Origin of the sequence: Acinetobacter sp. NIPH 298 (assembly GCF_000369505.1) — a bacterium.
Lineage (GTDB): Bacteria > Pseudomonadota > Gammaproteobacteria > Pseudomonadales > Moraxellaceae > Acinetobacter.
The window spans coordinates 1877145-1893531 of the sequence record NZ_KB850055.1; the positions used below are offsets into that span (position 1 = coordinate 1877145).

The window sequence follows — 16387 nt, forward strand, 5'->3', positions numbered from 1 at the left end:
TTAGAAATCCTTATAAAATACAAGTTCGGTACGTGTGTTGTTATAGCGATCTTGACCATTGGCTAAGGCATCTTTGAGATAATGCCCATACAGCCGTTCTACTCGTAATTTTACTGGTACATAATTAAAGGGTTGCCAAGCCACTCCTGCACCATACTCAAATAAATTATTATAATTTTCACCCTTGGAGTCAGCTAATGCATGTAGTTTGGCATAAGCTTGTACTGTACCTGTGTCACCTCGGTAGACATTAAAGCCTGAGCGTAATCTTAAATCTGCGATCACGTTATAGTCCTCACGCGAGTAACTTGCCACATTGCCATACAGATCGGTAAAATAATCATTCCAAATCGTGCGATTTTCCGCACTTGGATTTGCGTACCATTCTTGATAACCCGTTACACCACCAACCACACTTTCGCGAAACCTATCCCGATTGCGGTCAATCAAATCATAACTACCGCCAACCTCTAAATAAGCTCGAATCGGTAAAGATAACCACGGCTGGTAATTCGCCCCCACACCGACAGTCGCTGCATTTTCATCAATGATTTCTGGACGGACACCACCTTTAGATTTTGTATCACGGTTAAGATTCACAAAACCATAGACTTGTGCACGACCATTATCCAAGTTGCGCCCATAGCGCATTTTTAGAGGAAAAATGAAGTCGTCATAGCGCGACTCATATGATGGTGCAAAATAAATATCTTTGAATACGGGTTTGACTGCCCCACCACTTAAATTTTGTACTGCTTGCTGTGCTTTAGCCGCGATATCGGCATCACTGGATGTGGTTAAACTTTTGAACATCGACAACGCTTCTTTATTATTTTTTTGTTGATTGAGTAAATAAGCCTGTTGTAATTTGAGTTGGTCATCTTGCGGTGCAAGCTGTGATGCTTGACGTACACTTTGCAAAGCTTCATGTGGCTTATTCAAACGAATTTGTAAATAGGTCAGACTTTTCCACACTTTGATATCCTGTGGCGTCAGTTGTGCAAGCTCCAATAAGATTTTTTCCGCCTGTTCGGGCTGGCTTTGTTCAATTTTATAAAAACTGTCCCAACGGTCATAGATTGGATTGCCCGGCTTATAAGCAGCATCGCCCTCTTTGACAAAATCAGACTCGGCACTCATCACCTGCTGTATCGGGAATAAAAGACCCAACATAAACAAGGTATGACTCAGCAGCTTATTTTTTGATTTTTTCATTGCAGATCTCAACTCAGAATACCGATATAAAATGTTAGGAAAGGTCAATTCAACTCAATTTATAATGTTATGTTATTCACATATTATAACTAAATCATCGTTATCGAATGGTTAAAATAAGTTATTTTATAAGCAAGTTAAGTTGATGAATCATTGATAAAAATCAATATCTATAACTCAAAAATGAGCCGATGCTCTGTTTTTTTGTATTCAAAATTAAATGAAATGTAAATAGAGAACATTATGACTTTTTCACACCATGCTGAACCTCATGTGATACAACGTTCTGGCTGGCTTCGTGCGGCAGTGCTTGGCGCAAATGATGGGATTATATCTGTTACCAGTTTGGTCATGGGCATGGCAGCCAGTGGCGCGCATTCTCAGACGCTCTTAGTTACATGTATCGCTGGACTGATTGCGGGCGCAACCTCAATGGCGGCTGGCGAATATGTGTCAGTAAAATCTCAAGAAGACATTGAAAAAGCGGATTTAAAATTTGAAGCAAAGGAATTAAAAAAGAATCCTCAAGCCGAATTGAATGAGTTAACACAAATATATATATCGCGAGGATTAGCACCTGAACTGGCGCACCAAGTCGCAACACAACTGACTGCACATGATGCCTTAGGTGCACATGCCAGAGATGAAATCGGCATCCATGAAAATACCGCAGCCAATCCGATTCAAGCCGCACTCTCATCTGCTGTGGCTTTTTCTTGCGGTGCCGCCCTTCCAATGTTCGCCATTTTACTCAGTGCCGAAGCTTATATTTCGCAGACGGTGATGCTCACGGGGATTTTATCTCTCGCATTACTGGGTGCAATGTCGGGATATATAGCCAACACCTCTATGCTAAAAAGCAGCTTACGTATTACGCTGTGGGGCATTCTCGCCATGCTATTCTCTAGCTGCGTCGGTTCACTATTCAATGTTCAAGCACTTTAGAGATGCTTGCTTTTTGAAATCCGAGTGGATGTATAAGAATTAATTTACGGCGGAATAAAGCTTTTTTTATCGTTTGGTTGTATGATCAGAGATAACTGAATGATCCACAATTAGTGTGAAAATCCCACTAAATTCGATCCTTGCAGTTCTGAACTGACCAATGTAGAGAAGTGTTTTGATACATCGACTTGGGATATTGTTTGCATTTGCAACAATTGCATTACAGATTGCTGTTTTTCTACAGCCACTATTGCCAGAGAAATATCAAATTTCTCCTGCATGTGAGACTGTGTTGCATTTGTCATCCCAATTTAGACCTCAGCAAGATCTGCATGCACATCACTCACATGCTGAACATCATCATAGTATTGCCTCAGATCAGGTCGTTTCAAATTCAACCAATCATGGACATCAACATGATTTTAACCATCAATGTCCATTCTGTTTTTTCTACGGACAATTGGTTGTTCCTCCAACATTAGGTGTTAAAGAAGTTTTGGTTCGCTTACAGGTGCGTTATTTGCATCTACAACAAGTGTTCATCAGCTTCTTCTTTTCTTTACAACGACTATTTCTTACGCCCCAAGGTCGTGCTCCACCACTTGCTTTTTCAGTGATTTAGTTTGTCTAAAATTATTTATTGAGAAAGTGAGTTATATATGCTTTATCGAGTTTCTTTTGCTATCGATCAGCAAGAGCCAGCGATATACATCGCTAAAAAAATACAGTGTTTAGATGATATTCAACAGACTCCCTCTGTACTGGAGAATTCGCTATGGACTTAGGTTTAACTGCATTAGAACTGGCACGTATCCAGTTCGCTTTTACTGTTTCATTTCATATTATTTTTCCTGCTACCTCTATTGGACTGGCTTGTTTCCTGGCGGTTTTAGAATGGAAATGGCTAAAAAGCCACGATCCAATTTACAAAGATTTATATAAGTACTGGCTTAAAATCTTCGCCGTCACTTTTGGTATGGGCGTAGTTTCAGGTGTGGTGATGAGCTATCAGTTCGGCACCAACTGGAGTGAGTTCTCCCGTATTTCAGGAAGTATCACAGGGCCATTACTGACCTATGAAGTGCTTTCGGCTTTTTTCCTCGAAGCTGGATTCCTCGGCATCATGTTATTTGGCTGGGGACGAGTCAGTGAAAAAGCGCATTTCTTTGCAACGCTAATGGTAGCTATCGGTACATGTATCTCAATGTTCTGGATATTATCCTCTAATAGCTGGATGCAGACACCGCAAGGTTTCGCGATTGAAAATGGCATCATCGTTCCTACAGATTGGTTTGCGATTGTCTTTAATCCATCATTCCCATACCGTTTTGCACACATGGCAGTGGCTGCATTTCTTGTTTCTGCATTGGTTGTGGCTGCTACGGCTGCTTGGCACTTACTTCGTGGTCGCCGTGATGCATTGGTCAAAAAATCGTTTTCAATGGCGATGTGGATGATTTTATTTGCTGCACCAGCACAAGTGGTGATTGGTGACCATCACGGTTTAAATACTTTGAAATATCAACCTGCAAAACTCGCTGCGATGGAAGGACACTGGGAAACCAATGTCAATGAACCTATGCCGCTTTACCTTTTTGGTATCCCTGATATGCAAGCAGAGACCACCAAATATGCAGTGGGTATCCCCTATTTGGGCAGCTTGATTCTTACACATAGTCTCGATGGCGAAGTCAAAGGTTTAAAAGAGTTTGCACCTGAAGATCGACCAAACTCAACCTTGGTGTTTTGGAGTTTCCGTATCATGGTGGGTCTCGGCACACTGATGGTTTTATTGGCGCTTGTCGGGTTAATCCTACGTAGAAAAGATCAAATTTATGAGAAAAAATGGTTTCATAAATTTGCTCTGATCATGGGACCAACGGGTTATATTGCTTTATTAGCAGGCTGGTTTACCACTGAATTAGGTCGTCAACCATGGGTGGTTTATGGTGTTTTACGGACTAAAGATGCCTTATCCAGTGTTTCTGCTGAACAAGTTGGACTCACACTGATTATCTTTGTAGTGGTCTATACCATCGTCTTTGGTACAGGTATTTACTACATCCTCAAGCTGATGCACAAAGGTCCTCAGTTTATCGATACACCAATACCAGAGACTGGAGGCGTTGGACATTTTAAAACTCCAATGCGCCCTTTAAGCGCTGTTGATGACAGTCTTGAAAACAAAGATCAAGGCAAAGGAGAATAACATGTTGGATATTTCTCTCATTTGGGCAATGATCATTGCCTTTGGTGTATTGATCTATGTGGTGCTCGATGGTTTTGACCTCGGTATCGGCATTTTGTTCCCTTTTATAAAAGGAAAACAAGAACGAGATGTAATGATGAATACCGTTGCACCTGTTTGGGATGGCAACGAAACATGGATGGTATTAGGTGGTGCTGGATTGTTCGCAGCGTTTCCAATCGTGTACGCCACAGTTTTATCCGCACTGTATATGCCTATTACCTTAATGGTGATTGCCTTGATCTTTCGCGGCGTTGCATTTGAATTCCGTTTTAAAGCCAATCGTTCCAAAGCACTTTGGGATATGGCCTTTATCTGGGGTTCAACATTGGCAAGCTTCTTCCAAGGTGTCATTTTAGGTGCTTACATTCAGGGCTTAAAAACTGAAAATGGCATTTATGTCGGTGGTGGTTTGGATTGGCTGACTCCTTTTGCACTATTTACTGGTTTCGGTGTGGTCGTGATGTATGCGGCTTTAGGTTGTGGCTGGCTCATCCTGAAAACAGATCAGGAGTTGCAAAACAAAATGTACAACCTGATGCCAAAACTGATCTTCACCCTATTGGCTATTTTCGTTGCCGTCAGCTTGTACACGCCTTATAGTCAGCCAGCAATCGCTGAAAAATGGTTTGCTTTACCGCAACTACTATATTTTAGCCCTGTGCCAATTTTAGTGATCGCATTTACATTTTTAACATGGCGTGCCTGTGTAAAACGAAGTGAATACAAACCTTTTGTTTATACCCTCATGCTGATGTTTCTTGCGTATTCAGGCTTTGTCATCAGTCTTTGGCCTTACATCATCCCGCCGTCAGTCACGATATGGGAAGCGGCTGCGCCAAGAAATAGTCAGCTATTTTCCTTGGTCGGTGCGGCTATTATGATTCCAATTATCTTGGTCTACACCTTTTGGGGTTACTGGATTTTTAGAGACAAAGTTCGTATTGGTGACGACGGCTATCATTGAGGTGAAGTCAAATGAAAAAATCACAAATCAAATGGTTCATTGGCTTGTGGCTGGTTGGCTTTTTAGGCTTAGCGATCATCGCTGGACTCTTTAAAGGCTTATTGATGCTTGCTTACCAATAATCTCTTTTCTGGGTGTTTGACCGATCATTGGTCAAACACCTGCGTACTTCTCCAATAAGCTTTCTATTCTTTAACTAAATAACCATTATTATTTGCTATTTTTTTAAATTCTAAGCTATGTTGAGTACAAAGAAATGAGGTAAATGACATGTCAGTTTTAGAATTATTAGATATAAAACATCCCATTTTTCTTGCACCTATGGCGGGTGTTTCTACACCAACACTCGCGGCAGAAGTTTCAAATCAAGGCGCTTTCGGCGCTCTAGGTCTTGGCGCGAATACACCTGAATCAGCCAAAGCGCAAATTTTAAAAACGCAAGAACTGACGGATCGCCCATTTCAAGTCAACTTTTTTTGCCATCAGCCAGAGCCACTCGATGCTGAAATTGCGGAGCAATGGATTGAATATTTACAGCCTGAATTTGCTAAATTTGATGCAACGCCTCCCACCCAATTGAATTGCATCTATCCAAGTTTTTTAGAAAATGATGATTTCCTCAATGTCGTTTTAGAAACCAGGCCCAAAGCCGTCAGTTTTCATTTCGGAATTCCACATCTGCATCAAATCCAAGCACTCAAAAAAGCTGGGATTGTCACGATGGTTTCAGCCACTAACTTGATTGAAGCACAGGAAATCGAAGCCGCTGGCATTGATATCATTATTGCACAAGGCATCGAAGCAGGTGGGCATCGCGGTATTTTCAATCAAGATGTTGATGCTGCAATCAAAACTAGTGATCTTGTTCAACTACTCACCCAACATTGTACCTGCCCTGTGATCGCAGCAGGTGGCATCATGAATGGTGATCACGCAAAAACCATGTTTAAACTGGGTGCGGCGGCAGTCCAATTGGGAACAGCCTTTGTGCAATGTAAAAGTTCCAGTGCCAACGCCGCTTATCGCAAAGCATTATTTAGTCAAAAAATTACCCAAATCAGTGCCAGTTTATCGGGACGTCCTGCGCGTGGTTTACTCGGAACATGGCATACCCAAATTGATAGCCCGCATCGTCCCACTGTACCTGCATATCCATATAGCTATGATTTAGCCAAACAACTGATGGGGATCGCGAGTCAACACGATGATTTTAGCTATGGTGCATTTTGGGCAGGAAGTAATGTGGCTCAAATTCGGGAGTTAGAAGCCGCCGATTTAGTCAATCAACTGATCGTAGAAATCACAACACGTTAAAAGTCATAAAAAACAAAATCGACCTATACAGGTCGATTTTTTTATTGCTGTCTACTTAAACAGTTCTAATAACGTTCTTTGCGCGTTATAAGGTGCTTCACCCTCTGCTGGTGCGGCACGTTGCCACGTCCCATCCGCTTGCAATAACCACGCTTGTTGATTGTCTTTGAGATAGTTCAATAAGCCTTGCTGATAAATCCGCTTTTTCAAAGCAGGTTCCTCTATTGGGAAACAAGCTTCTACACGATTAAATAAGTTACGATCCATCCAGTCGGCACTCGAACAATAAATACGTGGATTACCATTATTGCTAAAATAATAGACACGGGTATGTTCCAAAAAGCGTCCTACGATCGAGCGCACACGAATATTTTCAGATAAATTTGGCAAACCTGGACGCAAACAGCAAATCGAACGGATAAGTAAATCAATTTGTACGCCAGCCTGCGAGGCTTCATACAATTTATTAATGAGATGAACTTCAGTTAAGGCATTCACTTTAATAATAATTTGTGCAGGTTTACCCGCTTTCACATTGGCAATTTCATCATCGATAAAATTAATCAAATGTGCATGTAAGGTAAATGGCGCGTGCAATAACTTTTTCAGTTTTGCCATCTTGCCCATACCGGTCAACTCTTGGAACACGCGATGTACATCTTCACAGAGTTCTTTATCGGTGGTCATGAGCCCATAATCGGTATAAATTCGAGCATTACCTGCATGGTAGTTACCTGTGCCCAAATGCACATAACGAACCAATTTGTTATTTTCTCGGCGTACCACCAAGATCATCTTGGCATGGGTTTTATAACCCACGATACCATAGACCACCACTGCGCCCGCTTCTTGCAACACATTGGCAACTTCGATATTGGATTCTTCATCAAAGCGCGCACGTAATTCAATAACCGCAGTCACTTCTTTGCCATTACGTGCAGCTTCTGCAAGCACCTGTACAATTTCCGAGTCTGCGCCACTGCGATACAAGGTTTGCTTAATCGCTAACACCTGTGGATCACGAGCCGCTTCACGTAATAACTGAATCACAGGCGCAAATGACTCAAACGGATGGTGTAATAAAATCTCTTGTTTTTGCATCGCTGCAAAGATGCTTTCTGACTTCTTAAATACTCTTGGCAAAATCGGCGTATGCGAGTCATAGCGCAAATGTGGGCGTTTAAAGTTTGACAGTAGACGCGCTAAATTGACAGGGCCATCAACTTTATACAGTTGCTCTTCTCCCAACTCAAACTCAGCCAATAAATAATCATAGATATGCTTTGGACAATTCTGAGTAACTTCCAAACGTACTGCACGTCCAAAACGACGCGAACTCAACTCACCTTTCAAGGCTTTGGCCAAATCTTCAACATCTTCATTCAAAGCCAAGTCGGCGTTACGCGTGACTCGAAATTGATAACATCCTGTTGCTGTCATGCCAGGGAACAAGTCGGATACATGCTCATGGATAATGGCAGAAAGCATCACATGATGCTCTTTCCCGTCGGTGAGTTCATCAGGTAAACGCACGACACGCGGTAAAGAGCGCGGTGCTGGAACAACAGCCAAATCAATTTGACGACCAAAGGCATCTTTACCTTCTAATGTCACCACAAAGTTGAGACTTTTGTTCACCAACCGTGGAAATGGATGTGCTGGATCAAGACTAATCGGTGTTAAAACAGGTGCAACTTGTTCTTGGAAATATTTTTTAATCCAAGCAGATTGTGCAGGTGTTAATTCCCCACGACGTAAGAAGCAAATATCTTCTTCACGTAACTTCGGTAAAATTTCTTCATTGAGAATACGATATTGATGTTCAATCGCAGCATGTGCCGTGATGGAGATTTGCTCCATTACTTGCTTTGGTGTTAGACCATCGGGCGTACGACTTTCATTGCCCAAGGTCAATTGTTCCATGACCCCAGCCACACGAATTTCGAAGAACTCATCCAGATTACGTGAAAAAATGAGTAGGAAATTCATCCGTTCCAACAATGGATGAAGTGGATCAACGGCCTGTTCAAGCACACGTAAATGGAAATCAAGAATAGAGAGTTCTCGATTAATATAACGATCGTTGTAACTATATTCTATTGGCGCTGTTGTCGTCACTGCAGTATTCATACCGAACCTTGTGCATTATCATTCATCAAGTGATAATTTAAGTATGCTGCAAAAATATGTCAATTTGGTAAAAAAGCCCAAAAATATTGAGCTTTTTCGCATTTAGATAAATTTACTGCGGCTTTTGTGTGCCGTTCATATATTTCAAAATCACACGTTTACGATATTGCAGCTTTCGATCATTGCGATTGTCTTGGTAATACTTGGGATTGGGTAATAACGCAGCAAGAAAAGCCGCTTGTTCACGCGTTAAGTTTTTTGAACTTTTACCATAATAATATTGAGCTGCGGCTTCTACGCCATAAATGTTCTGCCCGAATTCAACCGAGTTCATATACACTTCTAAAATGCGACGTTTGGACCACATCCGCTCCATCATCCATGTTGCGACGGCTTCTTGTCCCTTACGAATAAATGAGCGCTGGTTATACAAAAATAAGTTTTTGGCCAATTGCTGTGAGATGGTCGAACCACCAGCCACCACCTCACCCTTTTTATTATTTCGTTCTAAGGCATGTTGAATACCCGCCCAGTCAAAACCATGATGATGAATAAATTTGGCATCTTCCCCAGCCAAAACAGCATGTTTGAAGTTATCGCTTATCTGATCATAATCGCGCCAATCGTGCTGAATCGGTTTCATATCAGACCAATAGTCTAACCGCATGAACATGGTTGTATTTACAGGTTGGGTTCGCCACCATACCAAACTGCTAAAAATCCAAAGCTGAATGAGCAAAATCACGCCGACGATCAGCATCACAACACGGGCTAAAAAGGCTTTCATTAAAGTGCATTACTCCTTCTGCATCAGTCTGCGTAATGTCAACAGACTTTGATTCATGCTAAGCTATTTTTTATTTCAATGACTCGCCAAGCATATGACTGAAACAACTCCACCACAAATCAATCAAAAATTACAGATGCAAACATGGTGGTTTACAGCGTTATTGATCGCCGTCAATGTCGGATTATTTAGTTGGCAAATTCTCACTGGTGTGAATATTACCGATCCTTCGCCGGTTGATGCAATTGCTTGGGGTGCAGATTTCACACCTCTGACGTTCTTGGGTCAGCCCGAACGACTACTCAGCAGCATGTTTTTTCATTTTGGTATGATCCATTTGATGCTGAATATGTGGGCATTATACATTTTTGGTAGTATTGCCGAACAACTGTTTGGTCGGACTTATTATATTGCTCTGTATTTTCTAGCAGGGTTAATGGGCAGTGTGCTTTCCAGCTATCTGAGTATTTTAGATGCATACCAATTATTACAACACTTTGATGTAAAACTATTACCGAAAATCAGTGCAGGCGCTTCGGGCGCAGTCATGGGCTTAGGTGCTGCACTGACGGTTATCTCGCTATTTCCAACTTTGCCACGACAACGGTTTTTGTTAGATAAAAAATCCTTACTCTTGATTATGGGTATCAACCTTGTATTTGGTTTTACTGTTTCAGGCATCAATAATGCTGCACACATTGGCGGCATGATCATGGGTGCATTGCTCGCGGGCGCTTGGTATTTTAGCCAAAAAACGGTGAAAACCAATTTTATCCAAATCGCAGCCATCATCATTGCAACGTTATTACTCGCGGGATTCTATTTTTACTGTACTCAATTAAGCACTGAACTTCATCCATTGTGGTATGAGATTTTGATGCAAAACAAACTGTAAACGCGCTACGCTCATCACATCGAGCTGTCACATTATAATATGTCAGCAACATTTGACTGACGGCCCATGACGAAGAATGTACTTACATCGGATAAGTACATCTATCAAATCAAAAGGGAGACAGATATGAGACCTCACATTTCCATTTTAACGCTTGGCGTGACTAACCTAGAACAATCTCTTATTTTTTACCGTGATGGGCTTGGACTTCAGACTGAAGGTATTGTTGGCCTAGAGTTTGAACATGGTGCTGTTGCATTCTTTGATCTTCAAAATGGGCTTAAGCTTGCAATCTTTGCTCAAGATGATCTTGCTATGGATGCTGGGTTAACAAAACACCCGATTAGTTCAACTGCCATATCAATTGGACATAATGTCACTGATAAAAATGAAGTGGATGAGCTGATGCAAACTGCAAAAAAAGCAGGCGCTACCATCGTCAAAGAAGCCCAACATACTTTTTATGGGGGGTATGCTGGATACTTTCTCGATCCCAATGGGCATCTTTGGGAAATTGTTTGGAACCCGCATATAATGCCGCCAACCGACTAGTTCTGCCCCCTAATCTCTTTTTTTAATTTCTATTAGATTAAAATTACAGACTCTATCTAAAAGACTATACATTTACTCATCATTTTTTGACGCAGGATTTAGCTCTGAAATAGCATGAGTTCCTGCGTCAAAATTAGTCCACTTTCTACGACTGATTCATTTCCCTCAAGCTCTGTAATGGTGGAATATCACATAAATAGCTGAGGCGATAACGACCAATTAAGGTACAAATCAGCATCATACTTAAAGGTAAAATCAACCAGATTTCAGGATGCCATTGCACTGCCATTTGCATCTTGTGACTGGCAATCGCACTAATCACCTCAGCAAAAAGACATGCGACGATCCCTGCCAATAACCCAATAAAACCGATTTCCAAACTCAGCATCCGTTTTAATTTATTTTTGGCGATACCAAAGGAACGCAATAAAGCCACTTCTTTACGGCGTTCATCCATCAACACATTCAAACATGCGATCAGTACCAAGATGCCTGATAACCCAACCAGCATCGCCAGTACAGTTACGATCTGAACCAACACATTCATTAAACGCTTCACTTCATCCAGAATCCGCCCGACATCAATAAATACCGTATTGGAAAATTGTTGAATCAGTTGCACCATTTTTGCCTGATCTGCGGGTGGCACATAAAAGCTTCCCAAGTAACTGCCTGCATTTTCATCCATCGTTTCAGGAGAAAAAATAAAGAAGAAATTTGGACTAAAACTTTCCCATTCGACTGTGCGCAAGTTAATCACCGTCGCTTGTAGAGTTCCCTCTGGCAGACTAAAACTGAGTTGATCACCGATATGAATACCAAGCTCATTGGCTAACTTTTCTTCTACCGAAACTTGAGCAACTTGGCTAAATTCTGTCGCCCCTTTTGTAATGACATTGTCAGTCGGAAAATCTACTGATTGAGTCAAATTAAGTTCACGGCGTAACGAGTTATTTTGCTGAATCAATTCAGGTGCAAATACTTCACCATTCTTCGCAATCAAGCGACCTCGAATATTCGGATAGAGCGGCGTTGATTGCCACTGATTTTGTTCCAGTTGTTGCTTGAGCTCTGGCATATCAAAAGGAGGCAACCCATAGACAAACTGGTTAGGTGTTCCCTCTGGTAGCTGTTGCTGCCAACGTTCGAGTAAATCAGTTCGCAAAACACTCAGTACCGTAATCAAACTCAAACCTAAAGCCAAAGCCGTAATCTGTAATGCCGTTTGATGGGGAATGCGGACATAAGCTGATAATGGGTGTTTCAGTTGTTTAATCGCTTTTAGTAACAGCCAAATCACGGCATAGAGCACAGCACAAAGTACTAAAATCGCGCTCAACACCAACAAACTTAACTGGATGTTGTCACTCAATACCAAACTAAAAACGACTAGACTGGCAACCCCAACAGCAAACATCGCAATATGAGATTTTCGCGAGCGCACTTGTTGGCGTATGACTCGAATGGGTGGTGTATTTAGTAACTCCCAAATACTCGGCAAGATAAAACCAATCAAAACCATCACACTAGTAAAAATCGCAATCGGCAATGCCATGAGTAAATCACTCATTGCAAAGCTCAGTTGTAGCTGAGGAATCAACTGCAACATCAATTGCAATAACCCATAGCCCAAAGCGATGCCCATCAAGCTTCCAATCACAATTGACAAAAGACTGACAATACCAAGCAGTACCAAATAGGCTGCTAAGATTTGCCATTTGCTTGCGCCCAAACAACGCATCAAGGCGATATGATCTTGGTTTTGTTGTACATAACGTTGACTGGTCAAAGCAATCGCAATACCACAAAGTAGAATCGTCAATAAATTGGCGAGCTGTAGGAAAGTATCTAGATTTTCAATTGGTTTCATTAACCGAGTATTGGATTGACTGGCATCGCGTAGTTTTAAGGTTGTTTGTTCAGTATTTTCAATCTGCTGATCAACGGCCTGATCTAAAGACTGCTCATGACCAGTGTCCTGTTTAAATATCTGTTGAAAGGCATTCACTTGTTCTGGCAAACCTGCCATTAACAACCGATATTCAATACGACTGCCGATTTGAACGGCATTGGTTTTTGCAATATCTGCACGATGAATAATCACCGTGGGTGAAAAACCTGAAAAACCGAGTTCTTGATTTGAATCATGCTCAATCACGCCAGTCACCGTAAATTCACCATCCGCAATGGCAACCTGATCACCTAGCTTGGCATGCAATAAATCCATTGCTCTTGGACTTAACCAGACTTGCCCAGGTTGAATGGATTTAGCTTGAGGTGAAATCTCTAGTTTCCCACGCAAGGGAAAGCTGTCATCTACGGCTTTGACATTGACCATCACAAACTGATCTTGGGTATGTGCCATTGATCCAAATATGGTCACAAAGGCTTGTTGCAAGTTCAGTTTTTCGGCGTGTTGCAGCCAGTTAGACTGAATCGGTTCTTGATCTGATAGAACTAGATCTGCACCGAGCATTTCCGCTGCTTGCAAGGTCACGGCATTTTGGACTTGAGTATTGCTAAATTTTAAAGCAGTGGTTGCGCTAATCGCGAGAGAGAGCGCAATAATTAATAGATACAATCCACCTGTACGAAAACTTTGTAGCAGTAAGGGTTTTAGAATCGAATTCATACCCTTTCCTCAGCGTTCTCGTCTTCAGCTTTGATGATTTCTTGAATTTGCCCATCCACAAGCCTGACATGACGTTGACATAATGCAGCTAAATTTTGGTCATGCGTCACCAGCACTAAAGTCGTGCCTAGCTCTTTATTTAAATCAAATAAAAGTTGCTCAATCTCTTCTGCCGTTTGTCCATCCAAATTTCCTGTCGGTTCATCTGCGAAAATAATTTTAGGTTCGGCAATCAATGCACGGGCAATCGCCACGCGTTGTTGTTCACCACCCGACAAGACTTTAGGCGTTTGTTGTGCTTGACGAATCAGTCCCACGCGCTCTAACCAAGCCAATGCTTTTTGTTCTGCTTGTTTAAAATTAAAATCAGGTTGTAAACGCAATGGCAGCATGACATTTTCTAAAGCACTGAGCTGAGGCAGAAGTTGAAAAGACTGAAAAACAAAACCAATATTTTCTAATCGAACCTGCGCACGTTGCTCTTCAGTTAAAGCATGTACCGCTTGTTCACAGACCCACAACTCTCCCAAACTTGGTCGATCCAAAGTGGCTAAAATCCCCAAAAGCGTTGATTTTCCTGAACCTGACCGACCTGTAATCGCAATTTGCTCTCCCTGATAAATATCTAAATCAATCTCTTTTAAAATGGTTAGAGTTTGCTGATTAATTTGAATATTTTGTGTAACTTTTCGGGCAGAAATAATCGGTTGTGGCATGATGTTAGGTATCCTGTAGAACAAATTTTTAACGGTTATGCAAACACCTAAAGTGATCTTATCTATGTCTAAACTGCTTGCCACACTACTGATATGTTTAGTACCAACACTGGTTTCGGCAAAGACGATTTTGATATTGGGTGATAGCCTGAGTGCAGGTTATGGTATTGATGCCAAACAAGGTTGGGTTCACTTATTACAACAACGTTTAGACCAACAGTATCCGAAACAGCACAAGGTGGTCAATGCAAGTGTCAGTGGAGAAACCACCAGTGGTGCGCTCGCAAGATTACCGAAACTACTACAGACCTATAAACCTGAAGTTGTAGTCATTGAGCTAGGTGGAAATGATGGATTACGTGGGCAACCACCACAAATGATTCAAAAGAATTTAGCTCAATTGGTACAACTCAGTCAGAAACAAAAAGCCACTGTTTTACTGTTTGGTATGAAAATACCACCAAATTATGGAACGGCATATAGCACCGCTTTTGAAAATAATTATAAAGTTGTAAGCCAGCAATATCGCATTAAGTTACTGCCTTTCTTTTTGGAAGGTGTCGCAGGTAATAAAAGTTTAATGCAAAATGATCAGGTTCACCCAAACGCCAAAGCACAATCGATTATGCTTAACTTGGCTTATCCGTATATTCGAGGGGCGCTATAAAGCGTTGTGCTAAGTTTGATTAATCTATTTTTTTACTAAAATAAACAACGCTTTCCGTTTCTTGAAAACCCAATGCACGATGCATTGCATGACTAATGACATTGTCCAATGCCGCATCAGATGCAAACTCAGTACAAGAAAATTGTTTTGCCCACGCCTCAACCTGACGAACAAGTAAAGTTGCTACACCTAAGCGACGATATTCTGGAAGTACATAAATGCCTTCTAGAAATGCCACGGGAGAAGTCTCTGTCCCGTTTACATATTCATAGCGAATAGATGCTTCTAGCATCGCAACCGCGTGATCATCCGAATAGGCTAATAATTGTAATGCATGCTTTTCAGCCAATAACTGATGCATCTCTTGCAAATGTGATTCTTCAAGATCATTCCAAAGCTTTATTCTTAGTTTTAACCAATCTTTAAATGAAGCTTCTGATGCTGGTTTAATATTCATAACATAACCACCACTGCTTTGATGAACAGCGTGAAAAAATAACCTAAATAGAAAAATGGCTAACTTGAAAGTTAGCCATTTATATTATTCTAAAAATCAAAGAACGTCACTTCACCCGTTTCAAGCGAATACTCAGCGCCAACAACGATCATCTTGCCTTTCTCAATTAAGCTTTCCAACACACTTGAACCATGACGTAACTGATTCACTGATGCGAAAACATTTGAACGAACAGCATGAGCAGATAATTTTTTCAAATCATCTTTTAATTCAGTTTGCATCAAAATTTCTACCGAAGGACGCACTCGATTGACGATTGACATCAAATTTGATGATGGAGGTTGATCTGGATTTTTTAAAGTATCAATTGTTGCTTGGATCGCACCACAATGACTATGCCCTAAAACAACAACCACTGCACAATCATATCGTTCAGCAGCAAACTCAACACTGCCGACTTGTGACGGTGCAACGATATTGCCTGCTACACGTATCACGAATAAATCACCTAAGCCCTGGTCAAACACCATTTCAGCAGGCACACGCGAATCTGAACAACCTAGAATGATTGCAAAGGGATTTTGTTCACTTGCCATTTCGGCGCGCTCTTGGTGAGTGAGAAATTTCTGTTGGGTTGCTTCCCCTTTCACAAAACGAGCATTACCAGCTTTTAAACGTTCTAGAGTTTCTTTGGCAGTGAGCATGTGTACAATCCATCTATGATTAACATGAGAAATAGGGGCTGATGACATTTCACAGATGCTTGCGACAGTGGACATTTTTTGACGATACAAGGCATGACTTACGCAATTTAGTTCTTCTAAATAAGTAAGGCATAACGCAGTTGCGGCACAAAATGTAC

Annotated in this window: 15 protein-coding genes; 8 read left to right on the forward strand and 7 right to left on the reverse strand. The window is 41.4% G+C overall.

Translation table 11 applies throughout. The features are described from left to right. Entirely contained in the window at window positions 1–1215 is a 1215-nt protein-coding gene (locus F903_RS13675) for a tetratricopeptide repeat protein (RefSeq protein WP_005197848.1), read from the reverse strand. Window positions 1216–1458: 243 nt separating this feature from the next. Between F903_RS13675 and F903_RS13680 the strand changes: the two genes are divergently transcribed. From F903_RS13680 to F903_RS13700, 5 genes are all read left to right on the forward strand, one after another. Then, the gene (locus F903_RS13680) at window positions 1459–2160 is read left to right on the forward strand and encodes a VIT1/CCC1 transporter family protein (protein WP_005197851.1); all 702 of its coding nucleotides are present in this window, start codon (window positions 1459–1461) and stop codon (window positions 2158–2160) included. A 175-nt stretch (window positions 2161–2335) separates the two neighbouring features. Further along, window positions 2336–2782, forward strand: a complete 447-nt coding sequence (locus tag F903_RS13685; protein ID WP_005197853.1) for a DUF2946 family protein — start codon at window positions 2336–2338, stop codon at window positions 2780–2782. A 153-nt stretch (window positions 2783–2935) separates the two neighbouring features. Further along, a complete protein-coding gene (locus F903_RS13690; protein WP_005197855.1) occupies window positions 2936–4369 on the forward strand; it encodes a cytochrome ubiquinol oxidase subunit I in 1434 nt (477 codons plus the stop codon). A gap of 1 nt (window position 4370) precedes the next feature. Next, the gene (cydB, locus tag F903_RS13695) at window positions 4371–5375 is read left to right on the forward strand and encodes a cytochrome d ubiquinol oxidase subunit II (protein ID WP_005197856.1); all 1005 of its coding nucleotides are present in this window, start codon (window positions 4371–4373) and stop codon (window positions 5373–5375) included. A gap of 270 nt (window positions 5376–5645) precedes the next feature. Next, on the forward strand, window positions 5646–6689 hold the full coding sequence (locus tag F903_RS13700; protein ID WP_005197857.1) for an NAD(P)H-dependent flavin oxidoreductase: 1044 nt from the start codon (window positions 5646–5648) through the stop codon (window positions 6687–6689). A gap of 51 nt (window positions 6690–6740) precedes the next feature. Here F903_RS13700 and ppk1 read toward each other — a convergent pair whose 3' ends face one another. Further along, complete coding sequence (gene ppk1, locus F903_RS13705) at window positions 6741–8819, reverse strand: polyphosphate kinase 1 (RefSeq protein WP_005197858.1); 2079 nt, start codon at window positions 8817–8819, stop codon at window positions 6741–6743. Between the two features lie 112 nt (window positions 8820–8931). Beyond that, window positions 8932–9606, reverse strand: a complete 675-nt coding sequence (gene mtgA / locus F903_RS13710; protein WP_005197859.1) for a monofunctional biosynthetic peptidoglycan transglycosylase — start codon at window positions 9604–9606, stop codon at window positions 8932–8934. A 94-nt stretch (window positions 9607–9700) separates the two neighbouring features. Between mtgA and F903_RS13715 the strand changes: the two genes are divergently transcribed. After that, window positions 9701–10501, forward strand: a complete 801-nt coding sequence (locus tag F903_RS13715; protein WP_005197861.1) for a rhomboid family intramembrane serine protease — start codon at window positions 9701–9703, stop codon at window positions 10499–10501. Window positions 10502–10627: 126 nt separating this feature from the next. Continuing rightward, window positions 10628–11053, forward strand: a complete 426-nt coding sequence (locus F903_RS13720; RefSeq protein ID WP_005197862.1) for a VOC family protein — start codon at window positions 10628–10630, stop codon at window positions 11051–11053. Window positions 11054–11198: 145 nt separating this feature from the next. On the opposite strand, the gene F903_RS13725 is transcribed toward F903_RS13720, so the two are convergent. Beyond that, the gene (locus tag F903_RS13725; RefSeq protein ID WP_005197864.1) at window positions 11199–13685 is read right to left on the reverse strand and encodes an ABC transporter permease; all 2487 of its coding nucleotides are present in this window, start codon (window positions 13683–13685) and stop codon (window positions 11199–11201) included. After that, the gene (locus F903_RS13730) at window positions 13682–14401 is read right to left on the reverse strand and encodes an ABC transporter ATP-binding protein (RefSeq protein ID WP_005197867.1); all 720 of its coding nucleotides are present in this window, start codon (window positions 14399–14401) and stop codon (window positions 13682–13684) included. Before F903_RS13730 ends, F903_RS13725 begins: the two co-directional genes overlap by 4 nt. Window positions 14402–14438: 37 nt before the next feature. Between F903_RS13730 and F903_RS13735 the strand changes: the two genes are divergently transcribed. Then, complete coding sequence (locus F903_RS13735) at window positions 14439–15068, forward strand: arylesterase (RefSeq protein ID WP_005197869.1); 630 nt, start codon at window positions 14439–14441, stop codon at window positions 15066–15068. A 19-nt stretch (window positions 15069–15087) separates the two neighbouring features. On the opposite strand, the gene aac(6')-I is transcribed toward F903_RS13735, so the two are convergent. Together aac(6')-I and F903_RS13745 are read right to left on the reverse strand one after the other, a co-directional pair. Further along, window positions 15088–15525 carry an AAC(6')-Ighjkrstuvwx family aminoglycoside N-acetyltransferase gene (gene aac(6')-I / locus F903_RS13740; protein ID WP_005197871.1) on the reverse strand — a complete coding sequence of 146 codons (438 nt, stop codon included), beginning with the start codon at window positions 15523–15525 and terminating at the stop codon, window positions 15088–15090. Between the two features lie 89 nt (window positions 15526–15614). Continuing rightward, window positions 15615–16229 carry a carbonic anhydrase gene (locus F903_RS13745; protein WP_005197878.1) on the reverse strand — a complete coding sequence of 205 codons (615 nt, stop codon included), beginning with the start codon at window positions 16227–16229 and terminating at the stop codon, window positions 15615–15617. Window positions 16230–16387: the final 158 nt, after the last annotated feature.

Excerpts from the sequence above, each read along its gene's own strand:
- F903_RS13675 (WP_005197848.1), bottom strand. The coding sequence starts at position 1,215 with ATGAAAAAATCAAAAAATAAGCTGCTGAGTCATACCTTGTTTATGTTG.
- F903_RS13680 (WP_005197851.1), top strand. The coding sequence starts at position 1,459 with ATGACTTTTTCACACCATGCTGAACCTCATGTGATACAACGTTCTGGC.
- F903_RS13690 (WP_005197855.1), top strand. The coding sequence starts at position 2,936 with ATGGACTTAGGTTTAACTGCATTAGAACTGGCACGTATCCAGTTCGCT.
- cydB (WP_005197856.1), top strand. The coding sequence starts at position 4,371 with ATGTTGGATATTTCTCTCATTTGGGCAATGATCATTGCCTTTGGTGTA.
- F903_RS13700 (WP_005197857.1), top strand. The coding sequence starts at position 5,646 with ATGTCAGTTTTAGAATTATTAGATATAAAACATCCCATTTTTCTTGCA.
- ppk1 (WP_005197858.1), bottom strand. The coding sequence starts at position 8,819 with ATGAATACTGCAGTGACGACAACAGCGCCAATAGAATATAGTTACAAC.
- mtgA (WP_005197859.1), bottom strand. The coding sequence starts at position 9,606 with ATGAAAGCCTTTTTAGCCCGTGTTGTGATGCTGATCGTCGGCGTGATT.
- F903_RS13715 (WP_005197861.1), top strand. The coding sequence starts at position 9,701 with ATGACTGAAACAACTCCACCACAAATCAATCAAAAATTACAGATGCAA.
- F903_RS13720 (WP_005197862.1), top strand. The coding sequence starts at position 10,628 with ATGAGACCTCACATTTCCATTTTAACGCTTGGCGTGACTAACCTAGAA.
- F903_RS13725 (WP_005197864.1), bottom strand. The coding sequence starts at position 13,685 with ATGAATTCGATTCTAAAACCCTTACTGCTACAAAGTTTTCGTACAGGT.
- F903_RS13730 (WP_005197867.1), bottom strand. The coding sequence starts at position 14,401 with ATGCCACAACCGATTATTTCTGCCCGAAAAGTTACACAAAATATTCAA.
- F903_RS13735 (WP_005197869.1), top strand. The coding sequence starts at position 14,439 with ATGCAAACACCTAAAGTGATCTTATCTATGTCTAAACTGCTTGCCACA.
- F903_RS13745 (WP_005197878.1), bottom strand. The coding sequence starts at position 16,229 with ATGCTCACTGCCAAAGAAACTCTAGAACGTTTAAAAGCTGGTAATGCT.